The following is a 13,920-nucleotide window of genomic DNA, read 5'->3' as shown; positions in this document are numbered from 1 at the left end:
ACCCCCGGAGCCCCGTCAGCTCCGCCGGGGCGCACGGACGATCACACGAACGCCCCGACCCCCGTCACCGCGCGCCCCACGATCAGGGACTGCACCGTGTCCGTGCCCTCGTAGGTGTGCAGGGCCTCGAGGTCGGCCATGTGGCGCACCACGTGGTTCTCCAGGAGGATCCCGCTGCCGCCCAGGAGGTCGCGGGCGTCGGCCGCCAGGACGCGGGCGTTGCGGGTGTTGTGGACCTTGGCCAGCGACGCCTGTTCCGGGGTGAGGGTCCCGGCGGCCTCGAGGTCGGCCAGGCGGCGGCAGTAGAGCTGCATCGCGGTGAGGGTCTGCAGCATCGTGGCCAGACGCACCTGGACGTGCTGGGCCTTGGCCAGCGGTCGGCCGAACTGGATGCGGGTGCGGGCGTGGTGCAGCGCCGCTTCGTAGCAGGCGATCGCGTGGCCCAGCGCCGACCAGGCGACGCCGGCGCGGGTGGCGAACAGCACCGTCGAGGTGTCCTTGAAGGACCGGGCCCCCGGCAGACGGCTGGCGAGCGGCACGCGCACGCCCTCCAAGCGGATCAGCGCCTGATGCAGCGCGCGCAGGGAGACCTTGCCGCGGATCACCTCGGCGTCGTAGCCCTCGCGGTCCTGCTCGACGAGGAACCCGGAGACCTGGCCGTGCAGGGCAGGGTCGCTCTCGTCGTCCACGCGCGCCCAGACGACGCTGACGTGCCCGCCCACGCCGTTGCCGATCCACCGCTTCTGCCCGGTGATCACCCACTCCTCGCCCTCGCGGCGCGCCGTGGTCTCGAGCGATACGGAGTCGGAGCCGTGATCGGGCTCGGTGAGCGCGAAGGCGCCGAACTCGGTGCCTGTGACCAGCGGCTCGACCCAGCGGGCCTTCTGCTCGTCCGAGCCCAGCAGGACGATGGAGCGCAGGGCGAGGCCGCCCTGGACGCCGATCATCGTGCCGACGGAGCCGTCGAGGCGGCTGATCTCCATGTTCACGAGGCCGGCGCCGAGGGGGCTGAGGTGCCGGTGCCCGGGCACCTCCAGACCGTCGGTCAGGAGGTCCACGTCGCCGAGCCTCGTCACGAGGTCGACCGGGTACTCGGCGCGGTCCCAGCAGTCCACGAGGCGCGGCAGGATCTCCGGGGCGAGGGAGCGGGCGGTCTGCCAGGCGTCGAGGTCCTCCCCCGCGACGTCGGCGAAGACGGCGAAGTGGTCCGCGGTGCGGTCCAGGAGCTCGGCGGGGGTCGCCGCACCGGGAGCAAGGCCCGGTGCGAGGGGTTTCTCGGGTGCTGCCGTCCCCGACCCCTCGAACCCCACCCCGCCGTTGTCCGCCGCCATCACTTGATCCTCTCCACGATCAGCGCCATGCCCTGGCCGCCTCCCACGCACAGCGTCGCCAGCCCCAGGTGTCCGTCACGGGCCTGCAGGCCGTTGAGCAGCGTGGTGATCATGCGCGCTCCGGTCGAACCCCAGGGGTGACCCAGGGCGATCGCGCCGCCGTGGACGTTGAGCTTGTCGGCGGGGATGTCGAGGTCCTCGGCGCTGGGGATGACCTGCGCGGCGAAGGCCTCGTTGAGCTCGACGAGGTCGATGTCGTCCATCGTCAGGTGCGCCCGGCGCAGGGCGCGACGGGTGGCGTGCACGGGGCCCAGGCCCATGATCTCGGGGCTCAGGGCGCTCACGCCCGTGGAGACGATGCGGGCGAGCGGCGTGATGCCGAGGTGCTCGGCGCGCTCGTCGGACATGACGATCAGCGCCGCGGCACCGTCGGACAGCGGGCAGCAGTTGCCGGCGGTCACGGTGCCCAGCTCCCGGAACGCGGGGCTCAGCCCGGCCACGGCCTCGAGGGTGACGCCGGCACGCGGGGAGTCGTCGGTCGAGACGACGGTGCCGTCGGGCAGGGTGACGGGGCTGATCTCGCGGGCGAAGAAGCCCTCGGCGATCGCGGCCTCGGCGCGGTTCTGGGAGCGGACGGCGTACTCGTCCTGCGCGGCACGGGAGACGTGGCGCAGCTCGGCGACGTTCTCGGCGGTCTGGCCCATGACGATGTAGGGGTCCGGCAGCTCGCCGTCCTCGCGGGGATCGTGCCAGGGGGTGCGAACCTCACCGCGGGCCCGCTTCTCGGTGCGCTCCATGGCCTGGGCGAACAGGGGGTCGCGCGCGTCGTCGTCCATGAGGGCGCCGGAGGAGTGGCTGATCGACTCGACGCCCGCGGAGATGATGACGTCCGCCTCGCCGGCTCGGATCGCGTGCAGGGCCGAGCGGGTGGTCTCGATGCTCGAGGCGCAGAACCGGGTGACGGTGGCGCCGGGCACGGCGTCCAGACCCAGGCGCACGGCGACGGTGCGGGCGAGGTTGCCGCCCTGGTAGCCCTCGGGGATCGCGCAGCCGAGCTGGAGGTCATCGATGCGGGTGGGGTCCAGCTGCGGCACCTGGTCGAGGGCGGCGCGGATGGTCTGGGCGGCCAGATCGTCCGGGCGCAGCGAGGCGAGCGATCCCTTCCGGGCGCGGCCGATGGGCGAACGGGTGGCGGCGACGATGACGGCCTCGGGCACAGGGACTCCTTCGAGCGGGTCTACGGCTGCACGGGAGGGTCTGCGAGGGCCGGCTCCCGTGACGACTGTTCCTGATACTAGCGGTTTCAGGTATCGGCGCAAGCCCGTCGGCGGCGGTCCGACCGCCACCGCCAGCGTCGTCGTGACCATTTCGTGACCTGGGCCCCCGTTACCACCGTCCGTGCCAGATGCAAGGGCTTCGCCCCGCGATCGGGCGTGCCGTCGAGGTCGACTTCCCTCCCGGCATCCTTCAGCCCTGCGCAGGAGGCACCTCACGAACGGTCGGGAGGACCGGCACGAAGGCGCCCGCGAGCAGGCCCGGGCGGCGGGCAGACACTCCACCATCGCCCCGACCGGCGCGATCAGGTCGCCCTCCGACCGACCACCGCCCCGCCCCGCGACCCCGCGGGCGGACCCGGGCGCCGGGCTCAACGCGGGGCAGCCGTCGACCTCCGTCCACCACGTGCACAGGTCACATTTCGGTAACGCACCCGACCGGACCCCTGCATCATCAATGCCGATGCAGTTCCTCCCGTCGATCTATTTGAGTGAAGTACCGAGTGCGCGGATCCTGGTCCGATCCCGCAAGGGCACCATCCCTCCGACCGAAGGGTCACCCCCATGAGCATCTCCTCGATGCAGGCCCAGAAGGACCTCGCGATCGACCCCCGCACGATGCGCACGAGCGTCATCGCCGGTTCCATCGGCGTCCTCGTCCATTGGTTCGACTGGGCGGTCTACGCCTACATGGCCAGCACGATCGCCGAGATCTTCTTCCCCGAGACCAGCAGCACCGCGGGCCTCCTGGCGACGTTCGGCGTCTTCGCCATCTCCTTCTTCGTGCGGCCGATCGGCGCGATCATCTTCGGCCGGCTCGGAGACCGGCTGGGCCGCAAGCGCACCCTGTCGATCGTCATCCTCGCCATGGCCCTGTCGACCCTCGCGCTGGGCCTGCTGCCCGGCTACGAGACCATCGGCGTGCTGGCCCCCGTGCTGCTGATCGTCACCCGGATCGTGCAGGGGCTCGCCGCGGGCGGAGAGTTCGGCAGCGCGGCCGCCTTCCTCGGCGAGTTCTCCCCCGCGAAGAAGCGCGGCTTCGGGGTGAGCTGGCTCGAGTTCGGGAGCCTCCTGGGCTTCCTGATGGCCTCGTTCACCGTGCTGATCCTCTCCAGCGTCTTCACCCCCGAGCAGATCACGGGCGGGGCCTGGCGGATCGCCTTCCTCATCACGGTGCCGCTGGGGCTCATCGGCCTCTACATCCGACGGCGCATCGAGGACACCCCGGAGTTCAAGGCCCTGCAGGACCTCGAGACGATCTCCGCCTCTCCCGTCCAGGAGGTGTTCCGCCGCAACTGGCGCGAGTTCCTGAAGACCTGCGGCATGGAGATCTTCATGAACGTCACCTTCTACGTGGTGCTGGTCTACCTGCTGACCTACCAGGAGGTGAACCTCGGCTTCGACGCGGGGCGCGCCGCGCTGCTGTCGACGCTGGCCTCGGCGCTCGGGCTGATCGTCGTGCCACTGGCGGGCGCCGCCTCGGACCGCGTGGGCCGCAAGCCGGTGCTGTTCACCGCCGCGATCGCGCTGACCGTCCTGTCGGTGCCGCTGTTCGCGCTCATGCACCTCGGGACCGGCTGGGCCGCGTTCGTCTCGACGATGGGCCTCGCGCTGATCCTGGCGATCATCCTGGGCACCCACGCCGTCACCGTCGTCGAGCTGTTCCCCACCCGCACCCGCCAGACCGGCCTGTCGTTCGCCTACGCCGTCACCGCGGCGCTGTTCGCCGGGACGTCGCCGTACGTGCTGACCTGGCTGATCGACGCCACCGGCAACACGCTCATCCCCGGGTTCTTCCTCGCGGCCGTAGGCATCATCGGGATCGTCACGGTCGCCACCATCAAGGAGTCCCGCGGCATCTCCCTCATCAAGCCGCAGGACCTCGAGGGCACCGACGAGGCGGAGGTGGCGCCGGCGTCCGTGTGAGGCGTGGTCGGTGGGAGAGGACGATGGTGCCATGGAGATCCGAGCCTGCACCGACCTCGACCTCGCGGCGCTGACCTCGCGGTGGCCGGTCCCGGGCGGCGTGCACGAGGCGCACCTCGCACGCAGCCGGGCCGGCCGCGCCCCGTACCTCGTCGCATGGGAGGACGACGAACCGCTCGGTGCGGCGGTGCTCCGCTGCGACGGGGTGATCGGGGACGATGCCCGGGCGGCGTTCCCGGAGGCTGCCGGGCTTTGCCACCTGCAGGTCCGGCCCGAGCACCGTGGCTCGGGCGTGGGCACCGCCCTGGTTGCGGCGGCCGAGCAGGAGGCGCGTCGGCGAGGCCATCCGACCGTGGCGATGGGCGTGGGCGAGGACAACCTCGACGCCCAGCGCCTGTACGCGCGGCTCGGATACCGCGCCACGGGCGTCCGCGACGTCATCGAGTACGACTGGATGGGGCCCGATGGGGCCGTCCACCACGCGCAGGAGCACGACCAGCTCCTGGTCAAGCATCTCCTGTGACCTGCACGCGGTTCGTCCGCTCCGTGTGGACGACGCCGTGGCGGCCGAGGATGCCGGACCTCACCTCCTCGCCCGAGCGTCGGGGGCACGGGGGCGCGGGGGCGCGGGGGCGCGGGGGCGCGGGACCATGCTGGAGCGGGGCAACGGTTCGTCGGAGCTGCGGTTCGCCGGGGATGAGGTTCGTCGGCGATGAGGCGCTAATCGGAGCAGACGCTAATCGAAGATGAGGCCGACCGAAGATGAGGCTGGTCAGCCGAGAAGTTCCCCGGGCCAGAGTTGCATCCGGCCTGGGGGTCCTCGGGCCTGAGGATCATCCGGCCTGTGCTTCGTCACACCCCGGAGGCACACTGGATCATGGCCACCACACCCCGGACCGCCACCCGCTGCTCGATCATCCCTCCGCACCTGCTGCACCGCCTCGCCGAGGACGCGGACCCCTACGTCGCCCGGTGCGCGCAGCACACGCTCCAGGGCCGCATCGGGCTCGAGCCCACCCGCGAGGTGCGCTCCGCGACCGGACCGGGCCGCACCTCCCCCGGCGCCACGGGCTTCGTCCCCCCGCAGCTCGGGGGCCGCACGCAGTCGCTGCGCGCCGACACCGTCCCGGCACCGACCGTCCCGTCGGAGACGTCGACACCGCCTGCCCCGGACCGCTCGATCCACGACGCACAGCACGGGACGGACCTCCCCGGGCCCCTGGCCCGCCGTGAGGGCCAGGACCCGGTGGCCGACGAGTCCGTGAACGAGGCCTACGACGGCCTGGGCTCGACGTTCGAGCTCTTCGCGGAGGTCTATGGGAGGGATTCGCTCGATGGCAGGGGCCTGCCGCTCGTCGCCTCCGTCCACTACGACCGCGACTTCCAGAACGCCTTCTGGGACGGGCGTCAGATGGTGTTCGGCGATGGCGACGGCGAGGTCTTCACCTCGTTCACCGACAGCGTGGACGTGATCGCCCACGAGCTCACGCACGGCTTCACGCAGTACACCGCAGGGCTGACGTACGTCGGGCAGTCCGGGGCGCTGAACGAGTCGGTGTCCGACGTGTTCGGGGCGCTCGTCGCGCAGCGTCTGCGCGGGCAGACCGCCGCGCAGGCCGACTGGCTGATCGGGGCGGGGCTGTTCACCGACCGCGTGCACGCCGTGGCGCTGCGCTCGATGAAGGCACCCGGAACGGCGTACGACGATCCCGTCCTCGGGGTCGATCCCCAGCCCGCCACGATGGCGGACTACCAGGTGCTCCCGCACGACGAGGACCACGACAACGGCGGGGTCCACATCAACTCCGGGATCCCCAACCACGCCTTCTACCTCGCGGCGGTCGCGATCGGAGGGCACGCCTGGGAGGGCGCGGGCCGCATCTGGTACGACGTCATGACGTCCCGGACCCTGCCCAAGGACGCGAGCTTCGCGACGTTCGCGGCGGCCACGGTCGTCAGCGCCGAGGCACGGTTCGGCGCCGGCGGGCGGGAGGCCGATGCGGTCCGCGCGGCCTGGCAGGAGGTCGAGGTGAGCTGAGCACACCCTCGCTGGCCGCGGGCGCCCGGCATCTCTCAGGCGGTCGCGTCCGAGGCGTCCTCGACCGGCGTGGTGGGCAGTCCATCGGCCAGCCAGCGGGTCACGCCGCCGGCGATCTGGTGGACGTTGCGGTACCCGTCCGTGCGCAGCTGGTCGACGATGGGGTCCGATCCGGCCTCGGAGCCGCAGAACACGACGACCTCCTGGTCGAGGTCGCCGCTGAGCTCGGGGATGCGCGTGTGGGAGCGCGGGTCGAGCGCGGCGGGGGCATCCGCCTTGGCCACGGGCACGGCGCCCGCGATGAGCCCGTCCTGGGCCTGGCCCTTCGCGCTGCGCACGTCGATGAGCAGCGCGCCGTCCTGCTGGCGTGCGACGGCCTGCTCGGGGCTGATCAGGGTGTCCTCGTGGAGGATCTCGGGCGTGTTCTCGTGCGTGGCGGTCATGGCTGTCTCCTGGGGTCGAGGGCGTCTCCGACGATGGATCCCACCGTATTGCCGATGCCCGGGGGCGGCACGCAGTGTGACGGCGTGCGGCGCCACGGGCATTCCGGGAGCGGCCCTCGGACCTGCGCGGCCTGCACCGTCTCCGGCTGGTCCCCGGCATCGGAGCCGAGGGCATCCAGCAGGGCGCCCGCCTCCGCATCGGGCTCGGCGCATGTCGCCCACGGTCCCCCGATGTCAGCCCGCCTGACGGCCCCAGTGCTCCTGGAACACCGCGCGCCGCCGTGCCTGCTCGACGGGATCGGGCACGGGCAGGGACGCGATGAGCTTCTGGGTGTACTCGTCCTGCGGGTGCTGCAGGACGTCCGGTCCGCGCCCCTCCTCGACGAGCTCCCCGTGGTACAGCACGCCGATCCGATGCGCGAGGGAGTCCACCACTGCGAGGTCGTGGCTGATGAACAGGGCCGCGAACCCCAGGCGCTGCTGCAGCTCGCGGAACAGCGCGAGCACGGTGGCCTGCACGGACACGTCGAGCGCGCTGGTGGGCTCGTCGGCGATCAGGAGCTTCGGGTCCAGGACCAGCGCGCGGGCCAGGGACACCCGCTGACGCTGGCCGCCCGAGAGCTCGTGCGGGTAGCGCCGGGCGTACTCCCCGGGCAGCTGGACCGCATCGAGCAGCTCCTGCACGCGGGCCCGGCGGGTGGCCGCCGACTGGTCCCGGGCGTGGACGATCAGCGGCTCGGCGATGCACTCCTCGATCGTCAGGTGCGGGTTGAAGCTCGTGGAGGGATCCTGGAAGACGAAGCCGATGTCCTTGCGGGCTGACTTGAACGCCCGCTCCTTGATGCCGAGCATCTCGTGCCCCAGCACCGTGAGGCTGCCGTCGCTGACCTTCTCGAGCCCGGCGATGGCGCGGCCGATCGTGGTCTTGCCCGAGCCGGACTCGCCGACCAGGCCGTACACCTCGCCCTCGCGGATGGTGAGGTCCACGCCGTGGACGGCACGGAACGGCGCACGCCCCAGACGGCCCGGGTACTCGATCACGAGGTCACGGGCCTCGACCACGGACGGTGCCTCGTCGAGGGCGGTCCGCTGGGCCGCGTCGAGAGCCTCCCAGGCGCTGTTGCGACCCAGGTGGGGCACGGCACCCAGGAGCGACCGGGTGTACTCCTCGCGGGGATGGGCGAACAGCTCCGTGACCCCGGCCCGCTCGATGACGCGCCCGTGGTACATCACGGCCACCTCGTCGGCGAGATCGGCCACGACGCCCATGTTGTGGGTGATGATCACGATCGACGTGCCGAAGCCGTCGCGGACGTCCCGCAGCAGCTCGAGGATCTCGGCCTGGACGGTCACGTCGAGCGCGGTGGTGGGCTCATCGGCGACGATCAGCTCGGCGCCCAGCGACAGCGCCATCGCGATCATGATGCGCTGCTTCTGGCCGCCGGAGAACTCGTGGGGGAAGCGTCTGATCGCGCCGGCAGGATCGGGGATGCCGACGGAGGCCAGCGCCTTGATCGCCGTGGCCCGGATCTGCGAGCCGGTGATCTTGGGGTGGTGGGCGCGCAGCCCCTCCCCCATCTGCCACCAGATCGGGAAGACGGGGTTCAGGGCGCTCGAGGGCTCCTGGAACACCATCGACACGTCCTCGCCGCGCAGCGCCCGCAGCCGGGCGCCGTGCAGGCCCACGACCTCGGTGCCCGAGACCAGGACGGCCCCGGACTCCGTCGCCGTCTCCGGCAGCAGACCCAGGATGGAGCGGGCCGTCACCGACTTGCCGGAGCCCGATTCGCCGACGAGCGCGAGGATCTGTCCCGGGGCGACGTCCAGGCTCACGCCCTGCACGGCGTGCACGTCCCCGGCATCGGTCGCGAAATGCACGTCGAGGTCGCGGATCGACAGCCGTGCCTTCGCCGATGCCTCCGACCCTCCGGCGGGGATCGTCGTCTTCTCGCTCATGCGCGGGCCTCCTCGGAGGTGGTCGTGGCCCGGCGGGCGGCGCGGCGCCTCTTACGGGTGCGCAGGCGCGGGTCGTTGAGGTCGTTGATCGACTCGCCGACCAGCGTCACGCCGAGCACCGCCAGGACGATCGCGAGGCCCGGGAACAGGCCCGTCCACCAGATCCCGCTGGTCGCGTCGCTCATGGCGCGGTTGAGGTCGTACCCCCACTCCGACGCCTTGGTGGGCTCGATGCCGAAGCCCAGGAAGCCCAGGGCGGCCAGCGTCAGGATCGCCTCGGAGGCGTTGAGGGTGAAGATGAGCGGCAGGGTGCGGGTGGCGTTGCGCAGCAGGTGCACGCGCATGATCCGTCCGTGCCCGGTGCCGACGACCTTCGCGGCCTCGACGAACGGCTCGGCCTTCAGCCGCACCACCTCGGCGCGGATCACGCGGAAGTACTGCGGCACGAAGACGACGGTGATCGAGATGGCGGCGGCGAAGATGCCGCCCCAGAAGCTCGACTGCCCCTTGGAGATCACGATCGACATGACGATCGCCAGCAGCAGCGAGGGGAAGGCGTAGACCGCATCGGCGATCATCACGAGGATCCGGTCCAGCCAGCCCCCCACATAGCCGGAGACCAGGCCGAGGGCCACGCCCAGGATGATCGAGGCGATGACCGCGCACACCATCACCGCCACGGCGGTGCGGGTGCCCCAGATGACCCGGGACAGCACGTCGAAGCCGGAGACGGTGGTGCCCAGCAGGTGCCCGGGGGTGCCCGGCGGCAGCTGGGTGCCGAAGGCCGTGCCGTCGGCGGAGGTCGCCGAATAGCCGTAGGGTGCCACGAGCGGGGCCAGCAGCGCGAGCAGCAGCAGCAGACCGGTCAGCACGAGGCCCGTGACGAGCATGCCGCGCTGCAGGCCCACGCTGCGGCGCAGGTGGCTGATGATCGGCAGGCGCTTCCACAGGGGGGCGTCGGCGGTCTCGGCGGCACGGGCGCCCTCGGCGGCGAGCGCCGCCTGTGCGGCGTTGTCGTCGCCGGGGGGCGCAGGGGTGGAGAGGGTCATGTCAGTACCTCACGCGCGGGTCGATGAGGGCGGCGATGACGTCGACCAGGAAGTTGGAGACCGCGACGATCACCGCGAGCATCATGACGATGCCCTGGACGGCCACGTAGTCGCGGGCCTGCATGTACTGGGCCAGCATGAAGCCGAGCCCCTTCCATTCGAAGGTGGTCTCGGTGAGCACGGCGCCTCCGAGCATCATCGCGATCTGCATGCCCATCACGGTGACGATGGGGATCAGCGCCGGCCGGAGCGCGTGCCGGGCCACGAGGCGCGGCTCGCCGACGCCGCGGGAGCGGGCCGAGTCCACGTACGGCATCTCCAGGGTGCCGATGAGGTTGGTGCGCACCAGGCGCAGGAAGATCCCGCCCGTCAGCACCCCCAGGGCGATCGCCGGGAGGACGGCGTGGGACAGCACGTCGAGGATCAGCGACGGGTCGCCCAGGCGGATCGCGTCGAGGAGGTAGAACGGCGAGGGGTTCAGGATCTGTCCCATCGACAGCTCGCCGCGGCTCGAGACGCGCCCGGCCACCGGGAACCAGCCCAGCCCCACCGAGAAGATCAGCTTGAGCAGCAGGCCCACGAAGAACACCGGGGTCGCGTACCCGAGGATCGCGAGGATCCGCAGGACGGCGTCGGGTGCCCGGTCGCGGTAGCGCGCAGCGATCATCCCCAGCGGCACGCCGATGACGAGCGCGACGATCACGGCGTACAGCACGAGCTCGGCGGTGGCCGAGCCGTAGGTCGCCAGGACGTGCGTGACGGGCTGCTTGTCCGTGTAGGTGGTGCCGAAGTCCCCGGTCAGCACGCCGCCGAGGTAGTCGAAGTACTGCACGATCAGCGGGCGGTCGTAGCCGGCCTCGGCTCGGCGCGCGGCCAGCTGGTCGGGGGTCAGGCGTCCGCCGAGGGCGGCAGTGATCGGGTCCCCCGTGATCCGCATGAGGAAGAAGACGACGGTCATGAGGATCAGCACGGTGGGGATGATGAGCAGGAACCGCACCAGGATGTAACGGCCCAGACCTCCCCCGCGACGCCGCTTCGCGGCGGGCTTCCCGGGGGACGGGAGCGCGACAGGGTCCGCGCCCCCGTCCTCGGGGGTCTCGATCGCCGAGGTCACTTCGCCAGCGGGACGAAGCGGAACTTGAACGAGGAGTCGAGGGTGACGCCCTGCAGGTCCTTCGTGGAGACGGCGATCTGGGAGCCCTGCAGCAGCGGCAGGGTCGAGATGTCCGCGGCGACCAGGTCCTGGATCTGCACGAACAGCTGCTCGCGGGCGGCCTTGTCGTCGGTGCCGCGCTGCTGGGCGATGAGCTCCTGGACCTGCGGGTTGTCGTAGTGGTTGGCCAGGAAGTTGTCCTTGGAGAAGAACGGGGCCAGGTAGTTGTCGGCGTCGGCGTAGTCCGGGAACCAGCCCAGCTGATAGGCGGGGTAGACGTCGGCGGTGCGGTCCTTGGAGTACTGGACCCACTCGGTGGACTGCAGGTTGATCGTGAACAGGCCGTCCTTCTCCACCTGCGACTTCACTGCGGCGTACTCGTCGCCGGAGGACTCCCCGTAGTGGTCGGGGTTGTACTGCAGGGCGAGGGTCACGGGGATGGTGACGCCGGCGCCCTCGAGGCGCTGGCGGGCCTTGGCGGCGTCGGGCTTGCCCTGGCCGTCGCCGTACTCGGTCTTGAACTGGGTGCCGGCACCCGGCAGGCCGTCGGGGATGTAGCTGTACAGGGGGGTGTAGGTGTCCTTGTAGACCGCGCTCGCGATGGCCTCGCGGTCCACGAGGTCCGCGAAGGCCTGGCGCACGGCGAGCGCCTTGGCGGGATCCGCGCCGTCGGCCTTGGCGCCGTAGGGCATGGTGTCGAAGTTGAAGACGATGTAGCGGATCTCGCCGCCGGGGCCGTCGTGCACGGTGACCTTGTCGTCCTTCTTCAGCGACTCGACGTCGGTGGCCGAGAGCGAGCGGAAGACGACGTCCACGTTGCCCTGCTGGATGTCGAGCTTCATGTTGTTGGCGTCGGCGTAGTACTTCGCGGAGACGCCGGCGGTCTTGGGCTTGCCGAACAGGCCCTTGTAGCCGTCGAATGCCGTGAAGGCGATGAGCTCGTTGAGCTTGAAGCTCGAGATCTGGTACGGGCCGCTGAAGGCCTTGGCCTTGACGATCTCGTCGTCGGTCGCGAGCTTGTCGGCCGGGAACGATGCGGCCTCGACGATCGGGCCGGCGGGGCTGCCCAGGATGTACGCGAAGGTCTGGTCCTTGGGCTCCTTGAGGTGGAACACGACGGTCTTGTCGTCCGTGGCGTCGACGGAGTCGAGGTTGGCCAGGAGGCTCGCCGGGCCGTTGGGGTCGTTGATCCCGAGCTGGCGATCGAAGGTGTGCTTGACGTCCTTGCTGGTCAGCGCGTTGCCGTTGGCGAAGGTGAGGCCGTCCTTGAGGACGACGGTGAAGTCGGTGTCGCTCGTGAACTCGGCGGACTCGGCGAGGTCGGGCTTGGGGATGCCGTCCTTCGTGCCGATCTCGGTGTTCATGAGGTAGCCGTAGCACTGGGTGTGGACCACGGAGGAGCCGTTGTCGTACGCACCCGCCGGGTCGAGGGACGTCACCTTGTCGGTGGTGCCGAAGGTCAGTCCGTCGCCGCCGTCGCCGGAGCCACCGCCCTCGGTGGTCTGCGCGCAGGCCGTCAGGAGCACGGGCACTCCCGCGAGGGCGAGGAGCACGCTGCGACGGCGCGGAGAGAAGAGGGCGTCTGACATGGGGTTTCCTCCCGGTGTGCAGTGCCGCGGCGATCCCTGGGTGGGGGCGCGCCGGGGCCTGGTCTGGACGGCGAGGACGAGGAGTCACGACGCCGTGGTGCTCCGAAAGCTAGCACCGCGCCCGGATGCCCGTGCCGCTCGTGCCCGTCCTGTGACCAGGTGTTGCGGAACCGTGATGTGGAGGGAACGCGGTGACGGCGCGATGCCTACACTCGGCGCATGACCGGCCACGACCGCCCGCAGGACTCCTCCGCGCTCCCCGTCGAGCCCGACGCGGAGGCGCTCCGGCGGGCGCGCCTGTCCACCGAGCACACGGACTATCTCGCGGGCTCCCTGGCCGATGACCCGGGACCTGCGCCGTGGCCGCTGCTGGACCGCTGGGTCGAGGACGCCTTCGCGCGCCGCGAGGAGGTGGGGGACCTCCCCGAGCCGACCGCCGTGGTGCTGTCGACCGTCGACGTGTGCCGCTCCGCGGGCGACAAGGGGCGACCGGCCGCATCGGCCGGACGTCCGCGCTCGCGGACCGTCCTGCTGAAGTCGTACGACCACGCCGGGTTCGTCGTCTACACGAATCAGGATTCCGACAAGGGGCGCCAGCTGCGCGCCGTGCCCTGGGCATCGCTGCTCCTGCCCTGGTATCCCCTGCAGCGCCAGGTCCGTGCCGACGGGCGCGTCGAGGAGGTCTCCGCGGCCGAGGCCGATGCCTACTGGGCCTCCCGACCGCGCCGCTCGCAGCTCGGGGCCTGGGCCTCCCAGCAGTCGCGCCCGGTGTCCTCCCGGGACGCGCTCGAGGCGGCGTACGTGCAGGCCGAGGCGCGGTTCGAGGGCATCGAGGTGCCGCGCCCGGCCTTCTGGGGCGGGTACCGGATCGTCCCGGACCGGATCGAGTTCTGGCAGGGCCGCCGCGACCGGCTGCACGACCGGGTGGTCTACGAGAGGGACCTGCCGGACGGCCTGTGGACCCAGCACCGGATCCAGCCCTGAGAGGTCTGCGCCGCGTCCCGGAAGATCCTCCCGGGCGGGGACCCCGCAGGTCCCCCGGGTGGACGCGCCCGCCTGCCCCGTCGGGCCACGCTGAGGTCATCACCGCAGCGGACCCTCCCGCCGCCGGACTGACAGCCCGGTCACAGCGCGCAGGTCGGATCCGCTCATGAGCAGACA

11 protein-coding genes are annotated in these 13,920 nt (G+C 71.4%); 4 read left to right on the top strand and 7 right to left on the bottom strand.

Translation table 11 applies throughout. The features are described from left to right. Window positions 1-41: 41 nt before the first annotated feature. Window positions 42-1,331: an acyl-CoA dehydrogenase family protein gene (locus tag ACT3TZ_RS06270; protein ID WP_444582539.1), complete on the bottom strand. Its 1,290-nt coding sequence runs from the start codon at window positions 1,329-1,331 to the stop codon at window positions 42-44. After that, window positions 1,331-2,548, bottom strand: a complete 1,218-nt coding sequence (locus ACT3TZ_RS06265) for an acetyl-CoA C-acetyltransferase (protein WP_444582538.1) — start codon at window positions 2,546-2,548, stop codon at window positions 1,331-1,333. The genes ACT3TZ_RS06270 and ACT3TZ_RS06265 overlap by 1 nt, the downstream gene beginning before the upstream one ends. Window positions 2,549-3,169: 621 nt before the next feature. Here ACT3TZ_RS06265 and ACT3TZ_RS06260 point away from each other — a divergent pair. The 3 genes from ACT3TZ_RS06260 to ACT3TZ_RS06250 all read left to right on the top strand — a co-directional run bounded on the left by ACT3TZ_RS06260 (window position 3,170) and on the right by ACT3TZ_RS06250 (window position 6,569). Next, the gene (locus ACT3TZ_RS06260; protein ID WP_444582537.1) at window positions 3,170-4,531 is read left to right on the top strand and encodes an MFS transporter; all 1,362 of its coding nucleotides are present in this window, start codon (window positions 3,170-3,172) and stop codon (window positions 4,529-4,531) included. Window positions 4,532-4,562: 31 nt separating this feature from the next. Then, window positions 4,563-5,054, top strand: coding sequence for a GNAT family N-acetyltransferase (locus tag ACT3TZ_RS06255; RefSeq protein WP_444582536.1), 492 nt, complete (start codon window positions 4,563-4,565; stop codon window positions 5,052-5,054). 354 nt (window positions 5,055-5,408) lie between these two features. Further along, window positions 5,409-6,569, top strand: coding sequence for a M4 family metallopeptidase (locus tag ACT3TZ_RS06250; RefSeq protein ID WP_444582535.1), 1,161 nt, complete (start codon window positions 5,409-5,411; stop codon window positions 6,567-6,569). Window positions 6,570-6,604: 35 nt separating this feature from the next. Here the strand turns inward: ACT3TZ_RS06250 and ACT3TZ_RS06245 are convergent, their stop codons facing one another. From ACT3TZ_RS06245 to ACT3TZ_RS06225, 5 genes are all read right to left on the bottom strand, one after another. Then, a complete protein-coding gene (locus ACT3TZ_RS06245) occupies window positions 6,605-7,012 on the bottom strand; it encodes a rhodanese-like domain-containing protein (RefSeq protein ID WP_444582534.1) in 408 nt (135 codons plus the stop codon). 234 nt (window positions 7,013-7,246) lie between these two features. Then, window positions 7,247-8,968: a dipeptide ABC transporter ATP-binding protein gene (locus ACT3TZ_RS06240; protein WP_444582533.1), complete on the bottom strand. Its 1,722-nt coding sequence runs from the start codon at window positions 8,966-8,968 to the stop codon at window positions 7,247-7,249. Further along, a complete protein-coding gene (locus ACT3TZ_RS06235) occupies window positions 8,965-10,017 on the bottom strand; it encodes an ABC transporter permease (RefSeq protein WP_444582532.1) in 1,053 nt (350 codons plus the stop codon). Before ACT3TZ_RS06235 ends, ACT3TZ_RS06240 begins: the two co-directional genes overlap by 4 nt. Window position 10,018: 1 nt before the next feature. Beyond that, the gene (locus ACT3TZ_RS06230) at window positions 10,019-11,131 is read right to left on the bottom strand and encodes an ABC transporter permease (protein ID WP_444582531.1); all 1,113 of its coding nucleotides are present in this window, start codon (window positions 11,129-11,131) and stop codon (window positions 10,019-10,021) included. Further along, window positions 11,128-12,759: an ABC transporter substrate-binding protein gene (locus tag ACT3TZ_RS06225; RefSeq protein WP_444582530.1), complete on the bottom strand. Its 1,632-nt coding sequence runs from the start codon at window positions 12,757-12,759 to the stop codon at window positions 11,128-11,130. The genes ACT3TZ_RS06230 and ACT3TZ_RS06225 overlap by 4 nt, the downstream gene beginning before the upstream one ends. 219 nt (window positions 12,760-12,978) lie before the next feature. Here ACT3TZ_RS06225 and pdxH point away from each other — a divergent pair, with 219 nt between their 5' ends. Then, window positions 12,979-13,743: a pyridoxamine 5'-phosphate oxidase gene (pdxH, locus tag ACT3TZ_RS06220; protein ID WP_444582529.1), complete on the top strand. Its 765-nt coding sequence runs from the start codon at window positions 12,979-12,981 to the stop codon at window positions 13,741-13,743. The last annotated feature ends 177 nt before the right edge of the window (window positions 13,744-13,920 follow it).

Source organism: Brachybacterium sp. AOP25-B2-12, from assembly GCF_052378625.1.
Taxonomy (GTDB): Bacteria; Actinomycetota; Actinomycetes; order Actinomycetales; family Dermabacteraceae; genus Brachybacterium.
Note: the sequence above shows the minus strand (reverse complement) of the source record. Positions and strands in the feature narration are given on the sequence as shown.

Excerpts from the sequence above, each read along its gene's own strand:
- pdxH (WP_444582529.1), top strand. The coding sequence starts at position 12,979 with ATGACCGGCCACGACCGCCCGCAGGACTCCTCCGCGCTCCCCGTCGAG.
- ACT3TZ_RS06255 (WP_444582536.1), top strand. The coding sequence starts at position 4,563 with ATGGAGATCCGAGCCTGCACCGACCTCGACCTCGCGGCGCTGACCTCG.
- ACT3TZ_RS06270 (WP_444582539.1), bottom strand. The coding sequence starts at position 1,331 with ATGGCGGCGGACAACGGCGGGGTGGGGTTCGAGGGGTCGGGGACGGCA.
- ACT3TZ_RS06235 (WP_444582532.1), bottom strand. The coding sequence starts at position 10,017 with ATGACCCTCTCCACCCCTGCGCCCCCCGGCGACGACAACGCCGCACAG.
- ACT3TZ_RS06260 (WP_444582537.1), top strand. The coding sequence starts at position 3,170 with ATGAGCATCTCCTCGATGCAGGCCCAGAAGGACCTCGCGATCGACCCC.
- ACT3TZ_RS06225 (WP_444582530.1), bottom strand. The coding sequence starts at position 12,759 with ATGTCAGACGCCCTCTTCTCTCCGCGCCGTCGCAGCGTGCTCCTCGCC.
- ACT3TZ_RS06240 (WP_444582533.1), bottom strand. The coding sequence starts at position 8,968 with ATGAGCGAGAAGACGACGATCCCCGCCGGAGGGTCGGAGGCATCGGCG.
- ACT3TZ_RS06250 (WP_444582535.1), top strand. The coding sequence starts at position 5,409 with ATGGCCACCACACCCCGGACCGCCACCCGCTGCTCGATCATCCCTCCG.
- ACT3TZ_RS06245 (WP_444582534.1), bottom strand. The coding sequence starts at position 7,012 with ATGACCGCCACGCACGAGAACACGCCCGAGATCCTCCACGAGGACACC.